The following is a 21,370-nucleotide window of genomic DNA, read 5'->3' as shown; positions in this document are numbered from 1 at the left end:
GGGCGGGGGGCGTGTAGGAGGCCCGGCTGCCCTCTGAGCCTGAACTTCTGAAGGCAGCAGGGCGAGGTTGGTGCTACTCCAGGCGCCCGGATGCGGCCAGCAACCCGTGGCAGCGGGCGAGTCGCGAAAGCCACCAGTCACGTCGTTCGGCGGGCGCGGCGAACCTGTCGAGCACGCGGGGGTCGGGGGTGACCCGGCGCACCGGGATCGAACCGCCCGTGGCGAGAAGCGGGTCGGCGGTGACGTCCTGGGCGAGGAGTGATGCCGTACCCAGGCCGCAGTCGTAGTCCAACTCCGGCAGGGCGGCGGCCAGGTGCGCACCCATCGAGAGGCCGATCGAGGTGTCGAGGGCGCTCGAGACGACCATCGGAAGTCCGGTGCGGTCGGCCAGCTTCAAGACAGCACGAATGCCGCCGAGCGGCTGCACCTTGACGACGAGCACGTCGGCGGAGCCTGTACGTGCGACTTCGAGCGGGTCGCTGGCCCTGCGCACACTCTCGTCGGCCGCGATGGGGATGCCGAGATACCTGACCCGCTGGCGCACCTCGGCGAGGTCGGCCAGATCCAGGCACGGCTGCTCGACGTACTCGAGGTCGAATTCGCCGAGAGTGCGAATGGCGATCTCGGCCTCATCCACACTCCACGCGCCGTTCGCATCGACGCGGATGCGGCCGCCCGGCCCCAGAACCCTCCGCACCTCGCGCACCCGGGCCACGTCATCGGCCAGGCGTTGTCCGGTCTCGGCCACCTTGACCTTGGCCGTGCGGCAACCGGCGAAGCGGGCGAGAACCTGGGCGACCTGGTCTGTGGGTACGGCGGGCACGGTGGCATTCACCCGGATCGAATCGCGCCGAGTCGGCGGGGTCTCGTGCCAGCCGAACTCGATCGCGGCCGCCAGCCAGGTGACGGCCTCGTCGTCACCGTATTCGGCGAACGGGGAGAATTCACTCCACCCGGCCGGGCCTTCGAACACGAGGGCTTCTCGCGTTTCGATCCCGCGAAAACGGGTGACCAGCGGCAACGAGAGAACCCGGGCGGTTGCAAGCAGGTCGTCCAGCGGTGGCAGCATCCATCCAGTCTGCCACCTGACGCGTGGCGGGGGCGTAGGATTCCGGACCTCGGTACTGTCCCGCGTAGGCTGAGGGCCATGGTGAGCCAAGTTTCTGACATCTTCGACGACAGCGCGTGGCGGGTTGCCCCCGGCGCCGAACAATTCACCGACATCACTTACCACCTGGACAACTCCGGCCAAGTGGCCCGTATCGCCTTCAACCGGCCCGAGGTGCGAAACGCGTTCCGCCCGCACACGGTCGACGAGCTGTACAGCGCACTGGAGGATGCCCGGCAGAACACCCGTATCGGGGTGGTGCTGCTCACCGGTAATGGGCCGAGCGCGAAAGACGGCGGCTGGGCGTTCTGCTCGGGTGGCGACCAGCGCATCCGAGGCCGAGACGGCTACCAGTACCAAGAGAGCGGGATGGCGGCCGGGACACCTGAACCCGCTGCGCCGCTCACCGCGGCCACGGGGCGCCTGCACATCCTCGAGGTGCAGCGCCTGATCCGGTTCATGCCCAAGGTCGTCATCGCGGTCATTCCCGGCTGGGCTGCCGGCGGCGGCCACTCACTTCACGTGGTCTGCGACCTGTCGATCGCCAGCGCCGAACACGCGAGGTTCAAGCAGACCGACGCCAACGTCGGCTCCTTCGACGCCGGCTACGGCAGCGCCTACTTCGCCCGCCAGGTCGGCCAGAAGTTCGCCCGTGAGGTCTTCTTTCTCGCCCGCGAGTATGACGCCCAGAGGGCCTACGAGATGGGGGCCGTGAACGCGGTTGTGCCGCACGCCGACCTGGAGACAATTGCACTGGAGTGGGCCCGAGACATCCTCACCAAGTCGCCGACAGCCATCCGCATGCTGAAGTTCGCCTTCAACGCGGTGGATGATGGCCTCGTCGGTCAGCAGGTGTTCGCCGGTGAGGCCACCCGCCTGGCCTACGGCACCGATGAGGCGGTCGAGGGCCGTGATTCGTTCCTCGAGAAGCGCGCTCCCGACTGGTCGCCGTACCCGTGGCATTTCTGACCGGCAGAACTGAACCTGGCACCGACCGGGCCCCGGGTGGGCGGTGAGCCGGCCGCTGCGGCTCCTCGCCGCCGACGATCCACGCGACGTGCTGCACGGATTGCGCGATGCCCTATCGGGGGTCGGGCCGGCAATCTGGCCGGTCGCGCCCGGCGCCCGGCTGCCCGAGCAGGTGCCCGAACGGGTCGCACCCGACGTGGTGCTGATCGTCGAGACCTCTGGATCCACCGGCAACCCCAAACGCGTCGTCCTGACGGCGGATGCCCTGTTGGCAAGCGCCACCGCCTCGGAGGCAGCGCTTGGGGGGCCGGGGCAGTGGTTGCTCGCCCTGCCCGCGCACTATATCGCCGGCATCAACGTGCTGGTGCGCTCACTGACAGCGGGCACCGAGCCTGAGATCGCCGGCACCGGTCATTTCGACCCTGACGACGTTGTGGCGGCCGCCCGACGGATGGCCGGCACACGCCGGTACGTGTCACTGGTTCCGGCACAGTTGGCCGCGCTTCTTGATGCGGATGCGGCCGGTGACCTGCTGCGACGGTTCGACCGCATCCTGGTCGGCGGGCAGGCCCTGCCCACCCGACTGCGTGAGCGGGCAGACGAGATGGAGTTGCGGATCACCCGCACTTACGGATCCAGCGAGACCGGCGGCGGCTGCGTCTACGACGGTCGCCCGATCGGCGACACCCGGGTGCGGATCGTCGACGGCCTCATCGAATTGGCCGGCACTGTGCTCGCGGTCGGCTACCTCGATCCGGGCCAGACCGACCGCGCCTTCCACAACGACGAAGGCCTGCGCTGGTACCGCAGCCAGGATACCGGCCAGTTGTCCAGTGATGAGCATGGACCGCTTCTGACAGTGACCGGCCGTGCCGATGATGTGATCATCTCAGGCGGGGTCAAGGTCTCGTTGGCCGAGGTGGAACACCTGTTGCAGGCGGTGCCAGAATTCGCTCACTCCGCCGTGACCGGTGCACCCAGCGACCGGTGGGGCGAGGTGCCCGTGCTGGTTCTGGAAGGCACCGATCCGCCACCGGGGGCATCCGAGTCGGAGGATACCGGCGTCGGCGACCACGAAGCGATCCTTGAAAGAGCCAGACACCTCGTGGGCGAGCAGCTCGGCCCCGCGGCCAGACCCGATCGGCTCGTGATCGTTTCGGCCATCCCACGCCTGCCCTCGGGGAAGCTCGACCGAGTCGCCCTGCGCGCACTCACCACCGACCAGGCCACGCCCTCCGGGTGAATCGCCGTGGGCGCCCGCGGTGGCGCGGTTCGAAGGTGCGGCTCACCTAGAATCGTGGTGTGGGATCGAAGGATAGCAAAAAGAAAACAAGCAACCGCTCGAAGCGGGGCAACCCGAGGCCTGTTCCACCCAGTGTGAAGGTGGCGAAGGCCGGGCCAGCCGACTGGATCGAGGGCGCCAGGCCGCGCACCCTGCCGCTGGCAATCTCGCCGATCCTTCTCGGCACCGGCGCTGCAGTGGTTGCCGGGTCCTCGGACCTCACGCTCGCCATTCTGTGCCTGGTGGTCGCGCTCAGCCTGCAGGTGGGGGTCAACTTCGCCAACGACTACTCGGACGGAGTGCGTGGAACTGACAGGCACCGTGTCGGTCCGGCGCGATTGACCGGCTCCGGCGCGGCCAAACCCGCCCACGTGCTCACGGTGGCGCTCTCGTTCTTCGGCGTGGCCGCGCTCGCCGGCCTGGCCATCGTCATTATCAGCGGCCACTACTGGCTGCTCGCGGTCGGCGCCGCAGCCATCGCCGCCGCGTGGTTCTACACCGGGGGGAAGAAGCCCTACGGCTACCTGGCGCTGGGCGAGGTGTTCGTCTTCCTGTTCTTCGGCCTTGTTGCCACGGCAGGCACAACCTATGTGCAGGCGGGTCTGGTCAACGCCGAGAGCTGGCTCGGGGGAGTGGCGGCTGGGCTGATCGCCTGCGCGGTGCTCATGGTGAACAACATCCGTGACCTGGAGCCTGACCTGGCAGCCCGAAAGCGAACCCTCGCCGTGAAGCTCGGGCATCGGGCGTCGCGGGTGGTCTACTGCGTTCTGGTGTTGGCGCCGTTCCTGATCACCGGGTTCTTCCTGTTGTTCTACAGTGGCGCCTGGTTGAGCTTTGCTGCGCTCTTCCTGGTGCTGCCGGCCTGCCTGATCACGCTCACCGCGAAGTCGGCCGAGGAGTTGGTGCTGGCGCTCAAGCTCACGGGTATCGGCGGCCTGGTTTACGCGGCCGGGCTCGCCGCAGCATTCGCCTTCTGAGCAACGCAGCCTTCATCCGTGCCGGCAGAGACCGAGCACGGGGGCATGGGTTGAACCCCGATTCGGATGCGCCCTACTGCTGCGGGGGATTGGTCGGGTGCTTCTCCGGCTGAGTCTGAAGTGCGCGATCCACCGCGGCATCCTCCACCTCGTCGTCATCGTTGTCAGAGGAGACCTCGGCGGTGCCGTGGCGCAGCTCGTACAGGTTCTGGGCGAGTCGCTCACGCGGCTTGCGCAGAAACAGGTAGGAGACGCAGAGTGAGATGATCGCGGCCAGAATTGCCGACAGCCACCAGGAGATGTCGTAGACCATCAGGAGCGCGAAGACGGCAAAGAAGACCCCCACCCGGATGACCGAGTAAAGAACCCACGTGCGTGACGCTTTCATGACTTCAGTTTAGGTGTCTTGTCTGATGATTCGGGCACGATGCACACCCACATCTCCCAGTGTTCAGGGCTACCATGAAAGCATGATGCGTTTCTACGTGGGGCTGATTGTGGCCGCGGTCGTCTTCACCGTTTATGCGGTGATCGACTGTGCGTTCACGGCACCCTATCGTGTGCGCGGGTTGCCGAAGGCGGCATGGGTGGTTGTCGTCATTCTGCTGCCGGTGATCGGCGGCGTGCTCTGGTTCTGGATCGGCCGCGGCCGCGAGTCGGGGCGCGTGCGTTCGATGGCACCTGACGACGACCCCGAGTTCTTGAACAGGCTCGGTGCCGACCGGGCCCGCCAGGAGCGCATCCGCAAGCTGGAGGAGAAGCTGGCCGAGGGCGACAAGCACGGGCCCCGCGAGGACGGATCCGACAGCACCGGACCCGGCCGACGGGATGCCTGAACCTGATAAGGTCTCGTCTCCCGCGAGCCGTTTCGCCCGCAGTCTGCTGACAGGACTCGTCGCCGACGGCGTCGAGAGCATCGTACTCAGCCCGGGTTCCCGGTCTCAGGCGCTGGCCCTGGTCGCCGCTGAGCTTGAACGCATCGGAGCCATCCGGCTGTATGTGCGCATCGACGAGCGCGTTGCCGGATTTTTGGCCATCGGCCTCGCGCGGGAGGCGCGTGCTCCGGTGGTTGTGATCACCACGAGCGGAACCGCCGTGGCCAACCTGCACCCCGCCGTGCTCGAGGCCCATCACAGCGGCCTTCCGCTCATTCTGCTCACGGCCGACCGCCCGGTGGAAATGCGCGGCATCCGATCCAACCAGACCACACAACAACCCGGGATCTACGGGCCCTCGACACGGATGTGCGACGATGTGCCGGCCCCGGAAGGCGCGGACGGAGAAGACGCCGTGGCTATGCAGCTGGCCCAGAGGGCAGTCGCCGCAGCGACCGGCATGCAGACGGGCAATCCCGGACCGGTGCAGCTCAACCTCGCGTTTCGCGAACCGCTGTCGTCGACGGTCGACGACCTGGAAATGTGGTGGCAAGCAGTGTCGTTGCGTCGGCCCCAGAGCCAACCCCAGGTCGCGGCGTCGGCACCCGCCGTGATCGGGCGAGCACCGGGAACGATCGTGGTCGCCGGTGCTGATGCCGGCCCGGCCGCCGAAGAGTTCGCGCGAGCAGGCGGCTGGCCCCTGATCGCCGAGGTATCCAGCCGAGCGAGGTTCGGCCCCAACCTGGTGCTGGCCTACCGCACGCTGCTGGCCGATGAGACCCTGGCCGGCCAGGTGCAGCGGGTCATCGTCTTCGGGCATCCGACTCTCAGCCGCGAGGTGCCGCAGTTGATCGGCCGTGATGGCGTCGAGACGATCGTGGTTGCGGCGCCGGGTACCGAGAAGTACAACCCCGGCCACCGGGTGTCCCGGTTTGAGGAACACGTCGTGGCCGAAGATCCCATCGCCGATGACGACGCCAGACGGTGGCTGGGCCAGTGGGTTGCCGCCGGCAGGTCTGCGCTCGCCGCCGAGGAGCAACGAAACGGTGACCAGGCTGCGTCCACGATGGAATCCGCCAGGGCGCCGTCTCTCGCTGCTCGCGCCGAGTTCGCGCAACAGGAACTGGCCATCATGCGAGAGCCGGTGACTCGGCGGATGCTCGCCGACGCCCTCTGGCGGGTGACCTGGCCGCACGACCGACTGTTACTCGGAGCATCCCGGTTGATTCGGGAACTCGACAGTTGGGTCACCGGAAAACGGATCACCGTGCACAGCAACCGGGGCCTCGCCGGAATCGACGGAACCATCGCCACCGGTATCGGCATCGCCCTGGCCACTGAGGCGAGCGCGGGGGGCGGAACCACGCGGGTGCTGCTCGGGGACCTGGCAGCCCTGCATGACGCTGGCGCCCTCTTGTTCGGCACGCAGGAGCGAAGGCCCGCGATTCAGGTGATCGTCGGAAACGACAACGGCGGCACGATTTTTGACCGGCTCGAAGTTGCGGGCACGGCGACGCCCGAGGCGATGGATCGGGTGTTGACCACCCCGCAACACGTCGACCTTTCGGCGCTCGCCGCCGCCTACGGCTGGGGCTACACCCGCGCCGACAACCGCAACGACTTGGAGCGCGCCCTCACGGCGCCGATCACGGGGCCGAACCTTTTGGAGGTTCCGCTCGCCCGGTAAGATCACAACACACGTGGCTGCACCACACAGAAGCGCGGCCGGGGTCGAAGGAGACGCAGCGGGTGTCCAAGCACAAGACCAAGAAGAAGAGCAAGAAAAAGGATAAGGCGAAAAGCCAGGAGTACGGCGTCGACACGTCACAGGATTCTGGCGACGAACAGTCGGCTGCCGGCAGGCACGCGTCGGAGTACCGCACGGAATGGGATCAACGGCCGGGCGACCTGCTTCGAGTGCGCGAGGGATTCGTGCTTTCAGAGGTCGACCCCGATGCCACCCCGGGATTCAGCGCTGGCAAGGTCGCCGGTCAGGAAGCCCTCGCGGCCGGCGTCAAGCCGTTGGCAGAACTGCAGGAAAGGCTCTACGCCGAAAGTCGGACGGGGCAGAATCGTTCAGTGCTGCTGGTGCTTCAGGCGATGGATTCTGCAGGCAAGGGTGGGATCCTCAGGCACGTGGTCGGCCGGGTCGATCCCCAAGGGGTGCAGGCTACAGCCTTCAAGAAACCCACCCCGGAAGAGCTTCAGCACGACTTCCTCTGGCGCGTCGAAAAGGCGTTGCCCGATGCCGGGATGATCGGGGTCTTCGACCGGTCCCACTATGAAGACGTACTGATCGGCAGGGTGCGACAGTTGGCAGCGCCCGAGGAGATCGAGCGACGCTATGGTGCGATAAAGGATTTCGAGGAGGACGTGGTCGCGTCAGAGACGACGATCATCAAAGTGATGTTGCACATCAGTTCTGGCGAGCAGAAGTCGCGCTTGACCGAACGTGTCGAACGCGTCGACAAGTACTGGAAGTACAACCCCGCAGACGTGGATGAACGCATGCTCTGGCCGGCATATCAGGACGCCTTTCAGGTGGCATTGACCAGAACGTCTACGGCAGACGCCCCGTGGTTCGTCGTGCCGGCGAACCACAAGTGGTATGCGCGACTAGCCGTTCAGGCACTTCTGATCGACGCGTTGGACGAGCTCGACCCACGCTGGCCTGCACCCCATTTTGATGTCGACGTGGAGCGGGCACGGCTCGCGGCGAGCTGAACCGCGAGCTGTCGAATGGTTGAGCGGTCGCGGAGGAGGCCTCAGCCAAAGGCGTCCACGATCGGCCTGAGCTTCATGGCGGTCTCGGCCAGTTCGCGCCGGTCGTTCGACCCCGCGACTATGCCACAACCGGCATATGCACGCACCTGCCCGGCCTCGTCGACTTGAGCGCAACGGAGGGCGATTGCCCACTCTCCGTCGCCGTCGGCTCCGACCCAGCCGACCGGTCCGGCGTAACGGCCCCGATCGAATGATTCGAGTTCCTCGATCAGTCGGATCGCGTCGGGGGTGGGAGTGCCGGCGACCGCAGCCGTCGGGTGCAGGGCGTGGATCAGGTCCAACGATGTGGAGCGGTCGCTGAGAGATGCCTGCACGTCGGTGGCCAGGTGCCACAGGTTGGGCAGTTGGAGCGTGAATGGGGTGTCGCTCGCTGTCACATCGGCGCAGTGCGGGCGAAGCGCGTCGAGCACGCTCTGCACGGCGAAGTCGTGCTCGTCGCGCTCCTTCGCACTGGCGGCCAGCGCACGAGCCTGCTCCTCGTCGGCGGTGGCATCGGCGCCCCGGGCCGTGGTGCCGGCGAGCACCCGGGCATCGACAGCGCCACGGTGTACACGCACCAGTGTTTCGGGGCTGGCTCCCATCAACCCGTCCACCGCGAACGTCCAGCAGTCCGGATAGTCGCTCCTGAGGGATGCGAGCGGATGCCGCAGGTCGGCGGCAGCCGATAACTCACCGACAACGTCCCGGGCGATCACAACCTTCTCAACAGCTGCGCGCTGGATGCTTCGCGTAGCAGCACGGACCGTGTCTGAAAACATTCGCTCGGTCATCACGCCCGAGCGAAACGTGACCGGGGCCCAGCTTGGGTCGGGGATGCCGGCAGAAGCGATCCTGCTCGCCGTCACTGCGCCTTCAGCCGCCTGAAGCTCGGGCTCAGCCGCCGCGCCGTCTCTGGTGGCGTCCTCGATCGACCCATCCCCGGTCGCACGGATGCGCGTGACCCACTGGCGATCACCACGGCGCGCGTACACGACATGGGGAACGATCAGCACACTGGTGACACCGCTGAGTGCGGAGAAGGTGAACGAGCCGAAGGCGATCAGCCCTGACCCCGGCAGACCCACCTCGTCGTTTATGGTTGCTGCGTGGGCCACCTCGGCCCAGGCCCGCCCGGCGTCGAGCATGCGGTCTGGCCCGGTGAACTCGAGCCGGAGCGCGCAGCCGACGCCGACAAAGGCGTCGTCGCCGCGCGCCCAGACCAGCGGCTGTCGGGGGTCGGCGAGGGGGAGGAGGCGAATGGTTTCGTCGGTGAAGGTCGTTTCGACCGTCAATGTCGTCACCGGCGTACGAGTGGCAATCACCCGACAAGCCTACGCCCGAGCGCCAAGTAACATGGGTCTGTGACCAAAGCAGACCTCAGCAAGCAGCCCGAACAGGTGGCGCACATGTTCGATGAGGTGTCGACCCATTACGACCGCACCAACGCGGTGATGTCGGTGGGCAACTCCTGGCTGTGGCGAATCGTGACCGCTCGTACGGTCTCGCCGCGCGAGGGAGAACGGGTGCTCGACCTTGCGGCCGGAACAGGCACCTCCAGCGCGGCTCTGGCCAAAAGCGGCGCCGAAGTAGTGGCAGCGGACTTTTCGCGCGGCATGATCGCGGTCGGAGCCGAGCGCAACAAGCACGTGCCGAACCTCGAGTTCACTTGGGCGGATGCCACGGCGCTGCCCTTTGAGGCGAGCTCCTTCGATGCCGTGACGATTTCTTTCGGACTGCGAAACATCGTCGACCCGGCCACCGCGCTGGCCGAGATGTACCGAGTGCTGAAACCCGGCGGCCGACTCGTGATCTGCGAATTCTCCACGCCACCGAACCGCGTGGTCCGAAGTTTTTACCGGTTCTACCTGGATAAGGTAACCCCGTCGCTGGTGGCGCTTGCCTCATCCAACCCTGCGGCATACAGCTACCTGTCGGAGTCGATCATCGACTGGCCCGACCAGCCTGTTCTGGCCGCGTGGATGCGCGAGGCTGGATTCAACCAGGTCGCCTACCGTAACCTGACTGCTGGCATTGTTGCAGTGCATCGCGGGGTCAAAGACCCGGCGAAGCCCACGGGGCTCACCGTGCCAGTGGCATCCGCCCGGATCCACACCGCCACAGACGCGGATTGAAGCGCAACCTCCCACTCCCGAAACCGTTAGGTAGATCACGTGAAAGTCAGCACCCGGCCGGGTCGTCACAGCCAGGTCATGTCGGCGCATCTGGCACTCAGCGCCCGACTCTTCGTCGGCGCCACCCTGAAGGACCGCGCGCTTGCCAAGCAGATCGACGACGGACTCGCACTGGTCGAGGCGGCACTCGACAAGGAGGCACGTTTCGCAGATCCGGTCGCCGATGTCACTGCCCGGTACCTGCTGGACGCCGGCGGCAAAAGGGTGCGACCGGTTTTGACCCTTCTCGCTGCGCAATTGGGTAATGGTACGGGGCCGAAAGTGATCGTTGCGGCGACCGCTGTGGAGATCACTCATCTTGCTTCCCTCTACCACGATGACGTCATGGATGAGGCTGAAATGCGCCGGGGAGTGCCGAGCGCGCACACAGTGTGGGGCAATTCGGTGGCAATTCTGGCCGGTGACCTGTTGTTCGCCAGGGCAAGTCAACTTGTCGCGCGGCTCGGGGAAAAGGCCATCCGGTTGCAGGCCGACACCTTTGAACGCCTGGTCCTGGGTCAGTTGCGGGAGACCGTCGGCCCGCAGGAGGGCGATGATCCGATCGAGCACTATCTCGGTGTGCTGACGGACAAGACCGGTTCGTTGATCTCCTCCGCCGCCGAGATGGGGGCCCTGTTCGCCGGTGCGGACGAGAATGTCATCACGGCAGTTCGCGACTACGGCGAGAAGGTGGGCGTAGTCTTCCAGCTGGTCGACGACGTGATCGACCTGTCGCCGCAGCCGGAACAGACCGGCAAGACGCCGGGAACCGACCTTCGTGCCGGCGTGGCCACGCTCCCCCTGTTGAAACTGCGTGAACTGGCCGTTCTCGATCAGGCGGCTGCCGAGCTCGTCGAACGGATCGAACGTGATGTGGTCGAAGCCGCTGCCGACGACCCCAAGGCGCTCCAGGTGATCGAGGAACTGCGACTGCATCCGGTGACCGCCGAGACGTTTGAGACCGCACGCCAGTGGGCGAACGCGGCAGTGGCGTCGCTGGGTGCTGTGCCAGAGGGTTCGGTGAAGAAGGCACTGGTGCGATTCACCGAGGTGTTGCTCGACCGTTCGAGCTAGGTCCGAGACTGCCGGGCCTGGTCACGCGATCTGAGACGTATCAACAAAGGTGGAGAACATGACGAAACTGCGGGTGGCGATCATCGGGGCCGGCCCGGCCGGAATCTATGCCGCCGATCTGCTGCTCAAGGCCGACCGGGACTTCGACGTTTCAATCGACCTGTTCGAACGTCTCCCGGCGCCGTACGGCTTGGTCAGGTACGGGGTTGCCCCCGACCATCCTCGGATCAAGGGAATCATCAACGCCCTTCGCGACGTGATCGACTGCGGTGAGATCCGACTGTTCGCCAATGTTCATTACGGCGAAGACCTCACCATGGCCGACCTCAAGCGACACTACAACGCGGTCATCTTCTCCACCGGCGCGGTGGAGGACGCCGGTCTTGACATCCCCGGCATCGACCTCGCCGGCTCGTACGGTGCCGCCGATTTCGTCAGCTGGTATGACGGCCACCCGGATGTGCCGCGCAGTTGGCCTCTCACGGCCGAATCCGTCGCGGTGATCGGCAACGGAAACGTCGCCCTCGACGTGGCGCGCATCTTGGCCAAGCAGGTGGACGACCTCATGTCCACCGAGATCCCCGAGAATGTGCAACACGGCCTGGCCGCGTCGCCGGTCACCGACGTGCACATCTTCGGGCGGAGAGGGCCGATGCAGGTCAAGTTCACCCCACTCGAACTGCGTGAACTCGGTGAGGTACCCGACACCGACCTCTTCGTGCACGAAGAGGACTTCGAATTGGATCCTGCATCACAGGCGGCGATCGACACGAACAAGCAGGTACTGGTGATCAGCCGCATCATGGGCAAGTGGCGGGAGCGCGAGGCGACCGGTGCCTCCCGGCGCATTCACCTGCACTTCTATGCCAAACCGGTTGAGATCGTGGCCGCAGCAGACGGGCTGAGCGTGGGCGCGTTCCGTTATGAGCGGATGACCCCCGACGGCGAAGGCGGGGTGACCGGCACCGGTGAGATCCGCGAGATACCGGTGCAGGCCGTCTACCGGGCCGTCGGCTATCTCGGCTCGCCGCTCGACGAGGTGCCTTTTGACGAGCGGCGCGGGGTGATCCCGAACTTCGAGGGCCAGGTGCTCACCGAGCACAACGAGCAGATGCACGGCGTGTACGCCACCGGTTGGATCAAGCGTGGCCCCACCGGACTGATCGGCCACACGAAGTCCGACGCAATGGAAACGGTCAAGCACCTCATCACCGACCAGGCGAGCTGGTGGTCGCCGGCCGAACCGGAGGAGGATGCGGTGACCCGGATGCTGTCCTCCCGTGGTATTCGCTACACAACTATCGACGGCTGGCACGAACTCGACGCGCACGAACTCGCACTCGGTCAGGCATCGGGGCGCCAACGCGTCAAAGTGGTGCCCCGCGACGAGATGGTGGAGATTTCCCGCGGCGGCGGCGGCGGGCGGGCGGGCGAGGGCGTCTAGCGGAAGTTGACGAACTGGAGGTCGACGTCGAAGTCGGCGGCCTTCAACATGGCCATGGTCGCCTGCAGGTCGTCGCGGCTCTTTGACGAGACGCGCAGTTCGTCGCCCTGGATCTGCGCCTTGACCGACTTGGGGCCCTCATCGCGGATCATCTTGGTGACCTTTTTCGCGTCGGCCTGGTCGATGCCCTGCTTCAGGCTCGCCTCGATGCGAAACTCTTTTCCGCTTGCGTACGGTTCGCCGGTGTCGAGGCTGCGCAACGAGATGCCGCGCTTGATGAACTTCGACTCAAGCACCTCGAGAACCGCTTTGACACGCTCCTCGCTGCTCGCCTTCATCAACAGTTTCTCGCCGCTCCAATCCACCGACGCCCCGACGTTCTTGAAGTCATAACGCTGAGCGATCTCCTTCTGTGCCTGGTTGAGGGCGTTGTCCGCCTCCATCTTGTCGACCTTGCTCACGATGTCAAACGTTGAATCAGCCATGTGGCCATCGTAGCCAAAGGTGCGCAGGAGGACACTTCCGAACGAAATCCGTGCCACGGATTTTCGTGGGCGACCGATTGGGCACTAATATCGAGTGCGTGCGGCAAGTTACCCAAGCGGCCAAAGGGATCTGACTGTAAATCAGACGGCTCAGCCTTCACTGGTTCGAATCCAGTACTTGCCACCGAAGAAACACTGATGGCCCCGAGGATGTGTCTCCGGGGCCATCAGTGCATCTGCGAGCTGTTCGATCGTGATTCTGCCGGCACCGATTGAGGCCGCCACTACCATGATCCGCGGCGAGTCGACCTCTGCGCACACGAGCGTTTCGTGGCTGATTGTCCCCAGTCGGAGGGCCAAAGCTTCGGTGTTCATGGAATTTACAGCCGGAAACAGTTAGGGTTTATAGATTCGTTACTTTCCAATTTGGGGGCCAGTAACGAGCAGAAGCCGTATCAAACGAAAGTTTCATTGACTCTTGCCATCATCTGATCCGAAGCGCGTCATGCCTGTGCATGTCGACCCCTCGGAGATTATTCAGACGCCACTGACGCGGCGGGAACTGCGGGAACGCGAGCGTGCCCGGCTCGTTGCTGCGGGAACCGATCCGCTCGACGGACCGGCGATGACACTGCCCTCGAACGACATCCGGCCACGGTTTGCCAACATCTCGATCTCTGCAGAAAAGCCGATGACTCTGGCCGTCGAGCCAGCCCCAGAAACGCTGGCGACTGCTGTCGCCCCCGAAATGCGGGTCGCTCCCCAGATGCCGGTCATTCCCCAGTCTCAGGTCGCCCCGCAACCCGTGATTGCCGTTCAGGCTCCGGTCGAACTACGGGCCCCGGTTTCCGCAAAGCCCGCTGTCACCAAAGAACCTGCTGAAACCACAGAACCTGCTGAAACCACAGAACCTGCTCGCACCACAGAACCTGCTGGCACCACCGTCTCGGTCGCCCCTTCGGTACGCCGCGTTGCGGAAGTACCAGCCGCAGCCCCAACCCCAGCCTCCGTTCCCGCTCTCCCGTCGCGCCGCGCACTCCGATTGGCCGCGCGGGCCCCGTTAGCAGCACCAGCCCCGACCCGGCGTGCGAGCACTGAGCTCGCGAACACTGAGCTTGCGAACACTGAGCTTGTGACCTCCGAGAGTGCGACCATCGAGGGCGTGGTTGCGCAGGGCGCCACCGGGTTGACCGCGGTTGAGTCGGGCCAGCCAGAGTTGATCTCAGCTGAACCGGTTGAAGCAGAGCCGATTGCAGCAGCGCCGATTGAAGCAGAGCCGATCGTTCTTGAGCGCGCGGAAGCGATTGAGGTCGCCCCGGACGCACCGATCGTCTTGGAGCAGGTCGAGACCGCGCCAGTTGCTCCGAGTAGTTCTTCGTTCCGGCGCGACCGGGGCCGTGCAGCCACAATCCAACCGATGTCGGCCCCGACCGTGCGCCTGACACCGGAGACAACGCCCGTAGCCGCCGAGTCTCCGGCGGAGCTTCCCGTTGAAAGCGTTCTGGCAGCCAGGCGCGAGCGGCGGGGCGTTCGCCCGAGTGCAGAGAAGAAGACCGCTGCACGTGGCCGTCCCCAGGTTGCACGCTCAGAATCACGGCCACCAGCCCGCGCCTCCAAGCGGCCGGCGCGCAGCAAGGCACGCAGAGTGCTGGCCAAAGGGTTTCCGTTTGTTGCCATGACGTTCGTCGCCGGGCTGATGATCGCGACGACCACTCCGGCAGCCGCCCTGTTGAGTCAGTCTGATGTCGCGGCCCGCCACAGCATCCATGCGACCGCCAGCCAGACCGCCCCGCGTGAAGCACCGCAGTCCTACACCGCGGCCAGCGGCGACACGCTCACGGTTGCCAGAGATGGGTACGAGACGAGCTCGGTGGAGAAGATCGCCCAGCAGAGTGGTATCCGCATGGAAGCCACCTTCACCAACAACCCCAACGGAACCATCCAGTGGCCGTTCCCGGTCGGGGTGCACATCGGCGACCGCTACGGCTACCGCGACTGTGCAGGCTGCTCCAGTAATCACCGTGGGCAGGACTTCAACCCGGGTGACGGCGCGCCCATTCAGTCGATTGCCGACGGCGTGGTTCGCGTCGCGGAGAACGGCGGTGGCAGCCTGGGTGTGCACATGATCATCGACCACCAGATCGATGGTCGTTTGGTCAGCAGCGTGTACGCCCATATGCAGTACGACTCGATGAAGTTCGAGGCGGGCGACACGGTGAAAGTCGGCGACGAGATTGGCCTCACAGGCACGACAGGCATGTCGACCGGGCCCCATCTGCACTTCGAGATTCGCGTCGACGGAGTCACGAATGTGGATCCGCTCGAGTGGCTGTACGACCACACGAACTAGTTTTCGGAGTATCGGCATTCGTCGATCGAGCCCGGTTGGGAAGGTCGAGGAGCGCTGGTGCCCCGCGAGGGTAAAGAGGTGCTATCCTCGAACGGTGCCATTCGGCACCGTGGCACCGGTATGTCGTGAGAAAACCGGTTCGCCCCCTTAGCTCATTGGTAGAGCACTTCCTTGGTAAGGAAGAGGTAGTGGGTTCAATTCCCACAGGGGGCTCTGACTTTCACGAGCGAATGCTGCTCGTGCCAAAGTTGCGGCGGGGTAGCTCAGGTGGTTAGAGCACACGGCTCATAATCGTGTTGTCGCGGGTTCGAGTCCCGCCCCCGCTACTGTAAACATCGTTTGATCAGGGTTTCTTGTCTTAGTGAAAAGGCAGAGACTTGATGCGTTTGACTTTTATTCAACGTTTATTCGATGAAACCCTGCCCCCGCGGGTTCCTGCGGGCATAGTGCACGACCGGGTTCGGCCCAGCTGGGCCAGCCTGGAGCACCTCTGGGGCATGGACACTGAACAACTTTCCGGGCTGGGCCTGGAGCCGGCACTGACCACAAGCGAGCTGGCCGAGTATCTCGGCGTGCAGGTGCAGGCCATCTACGATCTGCGCACCGACGGGCGCGGCCCGAGTGGCATGCGGGTCGAGCGGGAGATCCGCTACCGGGTCTCCGAGATCCTCCGCTGGTTGGACGGGCTCCACCAACCACCAGGCGGCAGAGAAAACGATCGAGGAGCGCGCTGATGGCCGGCCGGCCACGCCTGCCGATCGGCACGTTCGGCTCGATCAGAACGGTCGCCGTCGGCGCCGGACGATTCCGGGCCCCGACCCGGTTTCGCGACAGGGACGGTCAGGCCCGTCAGGTCACCGCCACCGGGTCGAGCCGGAACCAGGCGGTGACCGCCCTCAAGGTCGACCTTGCCGAGCAGATGCGGGCCGGGGACACCACCGACGCGGTGAACGCAGGCTCCCCGTTCGTGCTGCTCGCCGAGGCCTGGCTTGAGGACCTGCGGCTGGACGTCGACGGCGCCGAGAGCACGAAAGAGGTCTACGAACGGGAACTGCGCGGCCTCGTGCTGCCGGCCTTTGTGCACTACACGGTGCGCGAGGTGACGGTCGGGCGGGTCGAGCGCTACCTGAAGATGCAGCGGGCGACGTCGTACACGCGCGCGAAGCACTCTCGCACCCTGTTGAGCCTGGTGATGGCGTTCGCGGTCCGGCGGGAGATCATCCCGCGCAACCCCGTCACGGAGACCTCACGGATGAAGAAACCCCGACACACCCCGAAGGCGCTCACCGCGGAGCAGATCGCGGCGATCCGGGTCGCCGCCCGCGACTGGCGCACGGCGGAGGGCACCAAGGGGCCGAAACCCGACGGCCAGGTCCGGGATCTGATCGAGGTGATGCTCGGCACGGCGACACGCATCGGCGAGGCGCTGGCACTGCGCCGGTGCGACGTGGACATGGCCGCCGACCCGCCCCGGGTGCACATCGACGGAACGGTCGTGGTTCGAACCGGTGCCGGAGTGCTCCGTCAGACGCGAACCGCCAACGTGCGGCCTCAGCTGGGCGGACATCCGGGGCGCAGGCGAGGGCAACGATCGTCGCGAGAATACGAACGAGGAGCACAATGTAGCTTCAAAACAGTGGCAAGGGAGCGAACAGGGCGAGGGTGCCGCTGAGGACCAGAGCAAGTGTGAGCCCAAAGGCGGTGGCAATCGTGGCGAGTGTGCTGGCGAACCACGGGTTGCGGGTTGCGGGAGATGTTGTTCTCCACGAGTGATGCGGTTGCCGCCCCCATCGCGAGCCCCGACCCGGCCCCCTGCAGTAGATGGCCCGCGAACAGGAACATCACGTTCGGGGCGAACGCGAAGACCACCGCCGATGCGGCGATAGGACCGATTCCCCAGATCATCACGACACGACGCCCGAAACGGTCTGACGGGTTGCCGAAAAGGAGCAACACAACGATGAGCGACACCTGGTAGGTGGCGAACGCCAACGTGACGATTGCCGGATTCAGGTTCCACTGGGCCTGACAGACTGGGCCTGACAGCTCGGTTAGAGCACGCTGGGTGCGCCCCTGGACCACAATGTCAGGGCAAGCACCGCAGCGGATCCCCACAAGGCGCCCCGCGTGCGCAGGCGACGACGCGGGAAAAGACGCACGAACACTCCTGTCGACCATCCACGTTGGTGTCCCCAATCCAACTTGCTGACTTGAAATAGCAAGTCCGGATATGGTGGGAGGATGCCGCCAAAGTCAAAACTGTCGCGGATGCCATGGAAAGCTCGTGTGGGATCACGCGAACTCTCGGAGTTCTCAGCGATCCGTGGACTTACCTGATCCTGCGTTCATCCTTTTTGGGTCGACGTACGTTCGAGGAGTTTCGTGACGCTCTGGGCATTGCGATTGACGTGCTCAGCGTGCGACTGAAATCACTCGTGACGTACGGCATCTTCGAGAAGGTTCCGTACCAGAAGGCGGGCCAGCGCACACGTCACGCATACGATCGCACGGTTGCTGGCCAAGAATTGTTGACCGTGTTGATTTCGTTGCAGCAGTGGGGTGACGAGCACCTGGTGTCAAACAAACCGCGTGAGATTCTGCCGGTACGGCAGGACTCGGGTAGACAGATCCACGTATCACTCGTCGATGATGACGGATCAATCGTCAGATCGGTTGACACGGCGTTCGTGCGCACCGTGACCGGCAGCCAGAGCCGGCCGCATGGTGAGGCGACACTGTGACGTGCCCCACGGGCAATCACCGCCGAAGTATCACTCAGGCTGTGGCTGCTGTGCGGCGGCCGAGGAGTGCGGCAAGTTCTTCTTCCGGGAGATTGGCACCGAATGCAGCGTTGCCGGGCTGCAGACGCGCACCCTCGGCGAGGCTACCGAGGATGAGCGGATCGAAACCCAACTCATCCACAAATGAGGCAACCACCCCTACCTCGTCGCCGCCTGCGATGGCGATCGCTTTTCGTTCGTCAGCATCGGGGCCTCGGGACCCGTCGTCCAGGTCGTGATAGCCCATATGGTTGAGCGCCTTGACCACTCGTGACTCCGGCAGGAACTCCTGCACAATCTCGCTGCTCGAGGTTCGGGGGTCACTCAGTTCGTCCCGGATACCGTCGGTCTCCCACCAGTAGTTCATCGTATCGATGACGAGCTTTCCCGCCAGCTCCGCGACCGGCAGAGTGCGGTACTTACCAAGCGGGAGAGCAAGGATGACGATGTCGGCAGCGCTGGCAGCATCCGCTGCCCATACCGCTGTCGCACCCGGGGTCAAGACATCGACTGTGAGCGAAATTTTCGCGGGGTCTCCCGATCCGGCGATCAATACCCGATAGCCGGCAGACATCGCCAGGCGGGCGAGCACGGTGCCGACCTTACCGGCCCCGAGAATTCCAATCGTTCCGCCTAGTATTGCGGAGTCGTTCATCATTTTTCTCCACTCGCGCGTTGGTCGGCGAGGAGCTCGCGCACCATCGGGATCACCTTCGTGCCGTACAGTTCCACGGCGCGCAGGCGGTCGCTGGCGGGAACAGCGCCGCCGCTGTAGATGAGGTCAAAGCGACCGATGCCCAAGGTGCTGATCGTTTTCGCAATCTTTTTGGCCACCGTTTCGGGGGAACCAATGTAGAGCGAGCCGTGGGCGGCCTCGGATTCGAACTCCGCGCGGCGCATAGGTGGCCAGCCGCGGTCCGCGCCGATCTTGTCACGCATTGCCTTGTAGTCCTCGAAAACTATTTCTTTTGCCTGCTCGTCAGTGTCGGCGATGAACCCGGGGGAGTGCAAGCCCACCGGGTGGGCGGTCGTTCCGAACTGCTCGGTCGCGCGACGATACAGATCAATGTACGGCACGAAACGCTCTGGGGAGCCGCCGATAACGGCGAGCATGAGCCGGAAGCCGTAGTTTGCGGTGCGGATCACCGACTGCGGTGAGCCACCCACACCGACCCAGGTCTTCAACCGCCCCGACTCTGTCTTCGGGAATACGTCGGCCTCATGCAAGGCGGCACGAGTTGTCCCTTCCCAGGTCACCGGCTTTTCGTCTAGGAGTTTATGGAAAAGGTCGATCTTCTCGTCGAAGAGCACCTCATAATCGGACAGGTCGTAACCGAACAGCGGGAAGGATTCGGTAAACGATCCGCGCCCGAGGATCACTTCGGCACGCCCATTCGAGAGTGCGTCGACGGTCGCGAAGCGCTGAAAGACCCGCACGGGGTCGTCGGAGGAAAGTACCGTGACGCCCGAGGAGAGACGGATGTTCTTCGTTGCGGTGGCGATGCCGGCCAGCAGGGTGTCTGGCGCCGAGATCGCAAACTCCCGCCGGTGATGCTCTCCTACCGCGATGACATCGACGCCGACCTCGTCGGCCCGAAGGTACGCAAAGAGCGATTGATGCGAGCATTGAGCTTCTATTGTCGAACGACTATAATTGTTCAATGCAGCTGAGTGTCGCCGAGTTCGCCAAGGCCCGTGGGGTGTCTCGGCAGCGTGCGCTTACAATGATCAATTCCGGTCAGGTCGCTGCTCAGCGCGTCGGTAGATCGTGGGTGATCCAGCAGGGCGAGGTGAATCAGCGGGTGGCGAATCGTCGACCGTTGAGTTCCAAGATGGCCGGGCTGCTCGTCAACGCGATGTCGGGCAAGGAACTGCGCGACCTTGACGCCCAAGAGCGCTTCTTTCTCGGCACGTATATCGAGCGCCTTCGCGATGACGATGATCCACTGCGACTGCTTTATTCCTGGATGCGCGCGCGCCAGATCAACGCGGTGGAGGTTGCCGCAAATACGTTAGACATCCCGGAGATTGCCGCAGACTCGAGAGTTGTGGCATCCGGAATCAGTGACCCGCGTGCGGGGCTCTCGGTCTCCGCCGAGTTCGAAGGGTACATCGGGGTTACTGACCTGGATCGCTTCGTGCAAGACAACTTGCTGATCAGGTCTTCATCACCGAACATTCGCCTACATGTCGTCGCGAAAAGACCTGCCAGGCCTGTCCTTCTGGGGCTGGTGATTGCCGACCTTGTCGATTGGAATCGTCCACGCGAGGATGGCCGCGCGCTCGAACTATTGAAGGGTGTCCAATGGCGCCGCTGACGTTGCCCGCCATGACGACGAAGCAAGAGGCGTCATGGCGTGGAATTATCGCCGTGGCGAAGATTGTCCGAGGCGGCTGGTGCCTCATCGGCGGCCAAATGGTCCAGTTGTGGTGCTGGGAGCGCCAGAGCGACCCCATGCGTCCGACCGATGATGGCGATGCCGTGCTCGATATCCGAGCTCACCCGACCATCATGCGGGAGTTCACTCAGGCACTGGTCGACTGCGGCTTCGAGCCGGATGGTGAGGATTGGCGGGGCCATCAGCACCGGTGGACTGATGGAGAGGGCCAGATCGACATTCTGCTCCCTGAGGGGATCGGTGCCCGCGCCAAGCGCATTGGCGTGCGTGGCGGGACGACTCTTGAAACACCGGGTGCCCAGAACGTCCTTGACCGTGCTGAGCCGCTCGAGGTCTTACATCTGCGTGAGGTAGCGACGGTTTATCGTCCAACACTTCAGGGAGCGCTACTGGGGAAAGCATTTGCGTATGGCATCACGAGAGATCCTCTACGCGGCCGCCACCTACAAGATCTCGCTATTCTCTCCTCGTTGATCCGGATCTCGGACCGGGTGGGCGACGGACTGAACCGCAAGGAGAGGGACAAGCTGTTCACGGCATACGAGGCTGCCATGACGGACCCCTTGGCCACGAGCGCCGCAGGCGCCGCGGAGGGTCTCGACCGTCTACGCGTGGCGGCACAGTTCGGATGACGAAACCAAGCGAAGTGCCGGGCTCATTCGGGCAGGTGACCCGGACTCGATACGCGCACGT

General features: G+C 64.7%; 21 protein-coding genes, 3 tRNA genes and 1 pseudogene. 18 read left to right on the top strand and 7 right to left on the bottom strand.

The window, feature by feature from the left end; genetic code table 11:
- Nucleotides 1–73: 73 nt before the first annotated feature.
- Nucleotides 74–1,069 carry an o-succinylbenzoate synthase gene (locus DL891_RS06455; protein ID WP_111719599.1) on the bottom strand — a complete coding sequence of 332 codons (996 nt, stop codon included), beginning with the start codon at nt 1,067–1,069 and terminating at the stop codon, nt 74–76.
- Between the two features lie 78 nt (nt 1,070–1,147).
- Here DL891_RS06455 and DL891_RS06450 point away from each other — a divergent pair, with 78 nt between their 5' ends.
- The 3 genes from DL891_RS06450 to DL891_RS06440 are packed head-to-tail and all read left to right on the top strand — an operon-like array spanning nt 1,148 to nt 4,336.
- Nucleotides 1,148–2,077, top strand: coding sequence for a 1,4-dihydroxy-2-naphthoyl-CoA synthase (locus tag DL891_RS06450; protein WP_111719598.1), 930 nt, complete (start codon nt 1,148–1,150; stop codon nt 2,075–2,077).
- Between the two features lie 43 nt (nt 2,078–2,120).
- A complete protein-coding gene (locus DL891_RS06445; RefSeq protein ID WP_111719597.1) occupies nt 2,121–3,320 on the top strand; it encodes an AMP-binding protein in 1,200 nt (399 codons plus the stop codon).
- A gap of 59 nt (nt 3,321–3,379) precedes the next feature.
- Entirely contained in the window at nt 3,380–4,336 is a 957-nt protein-coding gene (locus DL891_RS06440) for a 1,4-dihydroxy-2-naphthoate polyprenyltransferase (protein WP_111719596.1), read from the top strand.
- Nucleotides 4,337–4,409: 73 nt separating this feature from the next.
- On the opposite strand, the gene DL891_RS06435 is transcribed toward DL891_RS06440, so the two are convergent.
- Complete coding sequence (locus DL891_RS06435; RefSeq protein ID WP_111719595.1) at nt 4,410–4,724, bottom strand: DUF4229 domain-containing protein; 315 nt, start codon at nt 4,722–4,724, stop codon at nt 4,410–4,412.
- An 82-nt stretch (nt 4,725–4,806) separates the two neighbouring features.
- On the opposite strand from DL891_RS06435, the gene DL891_RS06430 reads away from it, so the two are divergent.
- From DL891_RS06430 to DL891_RS06420, 3 genes are all read left to right on the top strand, one after another.
- Nucleotides 4,807–5,172: a PLDc N-terminal domain-containing protein gene (locus tag DL891_RS06430; RefSeq protein ID WP_111719594.1), complete on the top strand. Its 366-nt coding sequence runs from the start codon at nt 4,807–4,809 to the stop codon at nt 5,170–5,172.
- Nucleotides 5,165–6,898 (top strand): 2-succinyl-5-enolpyruvyl-6-hydroxy-3-cyclohexene-1-carboxylic-acid synthase, encoded by a 1,734-nt coding sequence (gene menD, locus DL891_RS06425; RefSeq protein WP_111719593.1) that lies wholly within the window; start codon nt 5,165–5,167, stop codon nt 6,896–6,898. The genes DL891_RS06430 and menD overlap by 8 nt, the downstream gene beginning before the upstream one ends.
- Nucleotides 6,899–7,119: 221 nt before the next feature.
- Entirely contained in the window at nt 7,120–7,935 is an 816-nt protein-coding gene (locus DL891_RS06420; protein ID WP_232819040.1) for a PPK2 family polyphosphate kinase, read from the top strand.
- Between the two features lie 41 nt (nt 7,936–7,976).
- Here the strand turns inward: DL891_RS06420 and DL891_RS06415 are convergent, their stop codons facing one another.
- Nucleotides 7,977–9,296, bottom strand: a complete 1,320-nt coding sequence (locus DL891_RS06415; RefSeq protein ID WP_232819033.1) for an isochorismate synthase MenF — start codon at nt 9,294–9,296, stop codon at nt 7,977–7,979.
- Nucleotides 9,297–9,335: 39 nt separating this feature from the next.
- On the opposite strand from DL891_RS06415, the gene ubiE reads away from it, so the two are divergent.
- From ubiE to DL891_RS06400, 3 genes are all read left to right on the top strand, one after another.
- Nucleotides 9,336–10,106 (top strand): bifunctional demethylmenaquinone methyltransferase/2-methoxy-6-polyprenyl-1,4-benzoquinol methylase UbiE, encoded by a 771-nt coding sequence (gene ubiE / locus DL891_RS06410; RefSeq protein WP_111719590.1) that lies wholly within the window; start codon nt 9,336–9,338, stop codon nt 10,104–10,106.
- A gap of 78 nt (nt 10,107–10,184) precedes the next feature.
- The gene (locus tag DL891_RS06405) at nt 10,185–11,219 is read left to right on the top strand and encodes a polyprenyl synthetase family protein (protein ID WP_111719589.1); all 1,035 of its coding nucleotides are present in this window, start codon (nt 10,185–10,187) and stop codon (nt 11,217–11,219) included.
- A 58-nt stretch (nt 11,220–11,277) separates the two neighbouring features.
- Nucleotides 11,278–12,663 (top strand): FAD-dependent oxidoreductase, encoded by a 1,386-nt coding sequence (locus DL891_RS06400; RefSeq protein ID WP_111719588.1) that lies wholly within the window; start codon nt 11,278–11,280, stop codon nt 12,661–12,663.
- Here the strand turns inward: DL891_RS06400 and DL891_RS06395 are convergent.
- Nucleotides 12,660–13,148 carry a YajQ family cyclic di-GMP-binding protein gene (locus tag DL891_RS06395; protein ID WP_111719653.1) on the bottom strand — a complete coding sequence of 163 codons (489 nt, stop codon included), beginning with the start codon at nt 13,146–13,148 and terminating at the stop codon, nt 12,660–12,662. The two genes, DL891_RS06400 and DL891_RS06395, sit on opposite strands and share 4 nt — an antisense overlap.
- Before the next feature lie 102 nt (nt 13,149–13,250).
- On the opposite strand from DL891_RS06395, the gene DL891_RS06390 reads away from it, so the two are divergent.
- From DL891_RS06390 to DL891_RS17460, 6 genes are all read left to right on the top strand, one after another.
- A tRNA-Tyr gene (locus DL891_RS06390) sits at nt 13,251–13,332 on the top strand.
- Between the two features lie 321 nt (nt 13,333–13,653).
- Entirely contained in the window at nt 13,654–15,498 is a 1,845-nt protein-coding gene (locus DL891_RS06380; protein ID WP_111719586.1) for a M23 family metallopeptidase, read from the top strand.
- Nucleotides 15,499–15,639: 141 nt separating this feature from the next.
- Nucleotides 15,640–15,711, top strand: a tRNA-Thr gene (locus DL891_RS06375).
- 39 nt (nt 15,712–15,750) lie between these two features.
- Nucleotides 15,751–15,824, top strand: a tRNA-Met gene (locus DL891_RS06370).
- Between the two features lie 171 nt (nt 15,825–15,995).
- Nucleotides 15,996–16,232 (top strand): helix-turn-helix domain-containing protein, encoded by a 237-nt coding sequence (locus DL891_RS06365; RefSeq protein ID WP_111719652.1) that lies wholly within the window; start codon nt 15,996–15,998, stop codon nt 16,230–16,232.
- A complete protein-coding gene (locus tag DL891_RS17460; RefSeq protein ID WP_232819032.1) occupies nt 16,232–17,170 on the top strand; it encodes a hypothetical protein in 939 nt (312 codons plus the stop codon). The genes DL891_RS06365 and DL891_RS17460 overlap by 1 nt, the downstream gene beginning before the upstream one ends.
- Nucleotides 17,171–17,319: 149 nt before the next feature.
- Here DL891_RS17460 and DL891_RS17785 read toward each other — a convergent pair.
- Nucleotides 17,320–17,676, bottom strand: a pseudogene (locus DL891_RS17785) (MFS transporter); the annotation flags it as partial.
- Nucleotides 17,677–17,771: 95 nt separating this feature from the next.
- Here DL891_RS17785 and DL891_RS06355 point away from each other — a divergent pair.
- A complete protein-coding gene (locus DL891_RS06355) occupies nt 17,772–18,239 on the top strand; it encodes a helix-turn-helix domain-containing protein (protein WP_111719584.1) in 468 nt (155 codons plus the stop codon).
- A gap of 34 nt (nt 18,240–18,273) precedes the next feature.
- On the opposite strand, the gene DL891_RS06350 is transcribed toward DL891_RS06355, so the two are convergent.
- Nucleotides 18,274–18,933: an NADPH-dependent F420 reductase gene (locus tag DL891_RS06350; protein ID WP_232819031.1), complete on the bottom strand. Its 660-nt coding sequence runs from the start codon at nt 18,931–18,933 to the stop codon at nt 18,274–18,276.
- On the bottom strand, nt 18,933–19,916 hold the full coding sequence (locus tag DL891_RS06345) for an LLM class flavin-dependent oxidoreductase (protein WP_232819039.1): 984 nt from the start codon (nt 19,914–19,916) through the stop codon (nt 18,933–18,935). Before DL891_RS06345 ends, DL891_RS06350 begins: the two co-directional genes overlap by 1 nt.
- Before the next feature lie 23 nt (nt 19,917–19,939).
- Between DL891_RS06345 and DL891_RS06340 the strand changes: the two genes are divergently transcribed.
- Both DL891_RS06340 and DL891_RS06335 read left to right on the top strand, forming a co-directional pair.
- Nucleotides 19,940–20,596, top strand: coding sequence for a helix-turn-helix domain-containing protein (locus tag DL891_RS06340; protein ID WP_111719581.1), 657 nt, complete (start codon nt 19,940–19,942; stop codon nt 20,594–20,596).
- The gene (locus tag DL891_RS06335) at nt 20,584–21,309 is read left to right on the top strand and encodes a hypothetical protein (protein ID WP_111719580.1); all 726 of its coding nucleotides are present in this window, start codon (nt 20,584–20,586) and stop codon (nt 21,307–21,309) included. The genes DL891_RS06340 and DL891_RS06335 overlap by 13 nt, the downstream gene beginning before the upstream one ends.
- Nucleotides 21,310–21,370 lie beyond the last annotated feature (61 nt).

Source organism: Homoserinimonas sp. OAct 916 (genome assembly GCF_003260275.1).
Classification (GTDB): Bacteria; Actinomycetota; Actinomycetes; order Actinomycetales; family Microbacteriaceae; genus OACT-916.
This window is presented reverse-complemented; position numbering and strand designations above follow the sequence as displayed.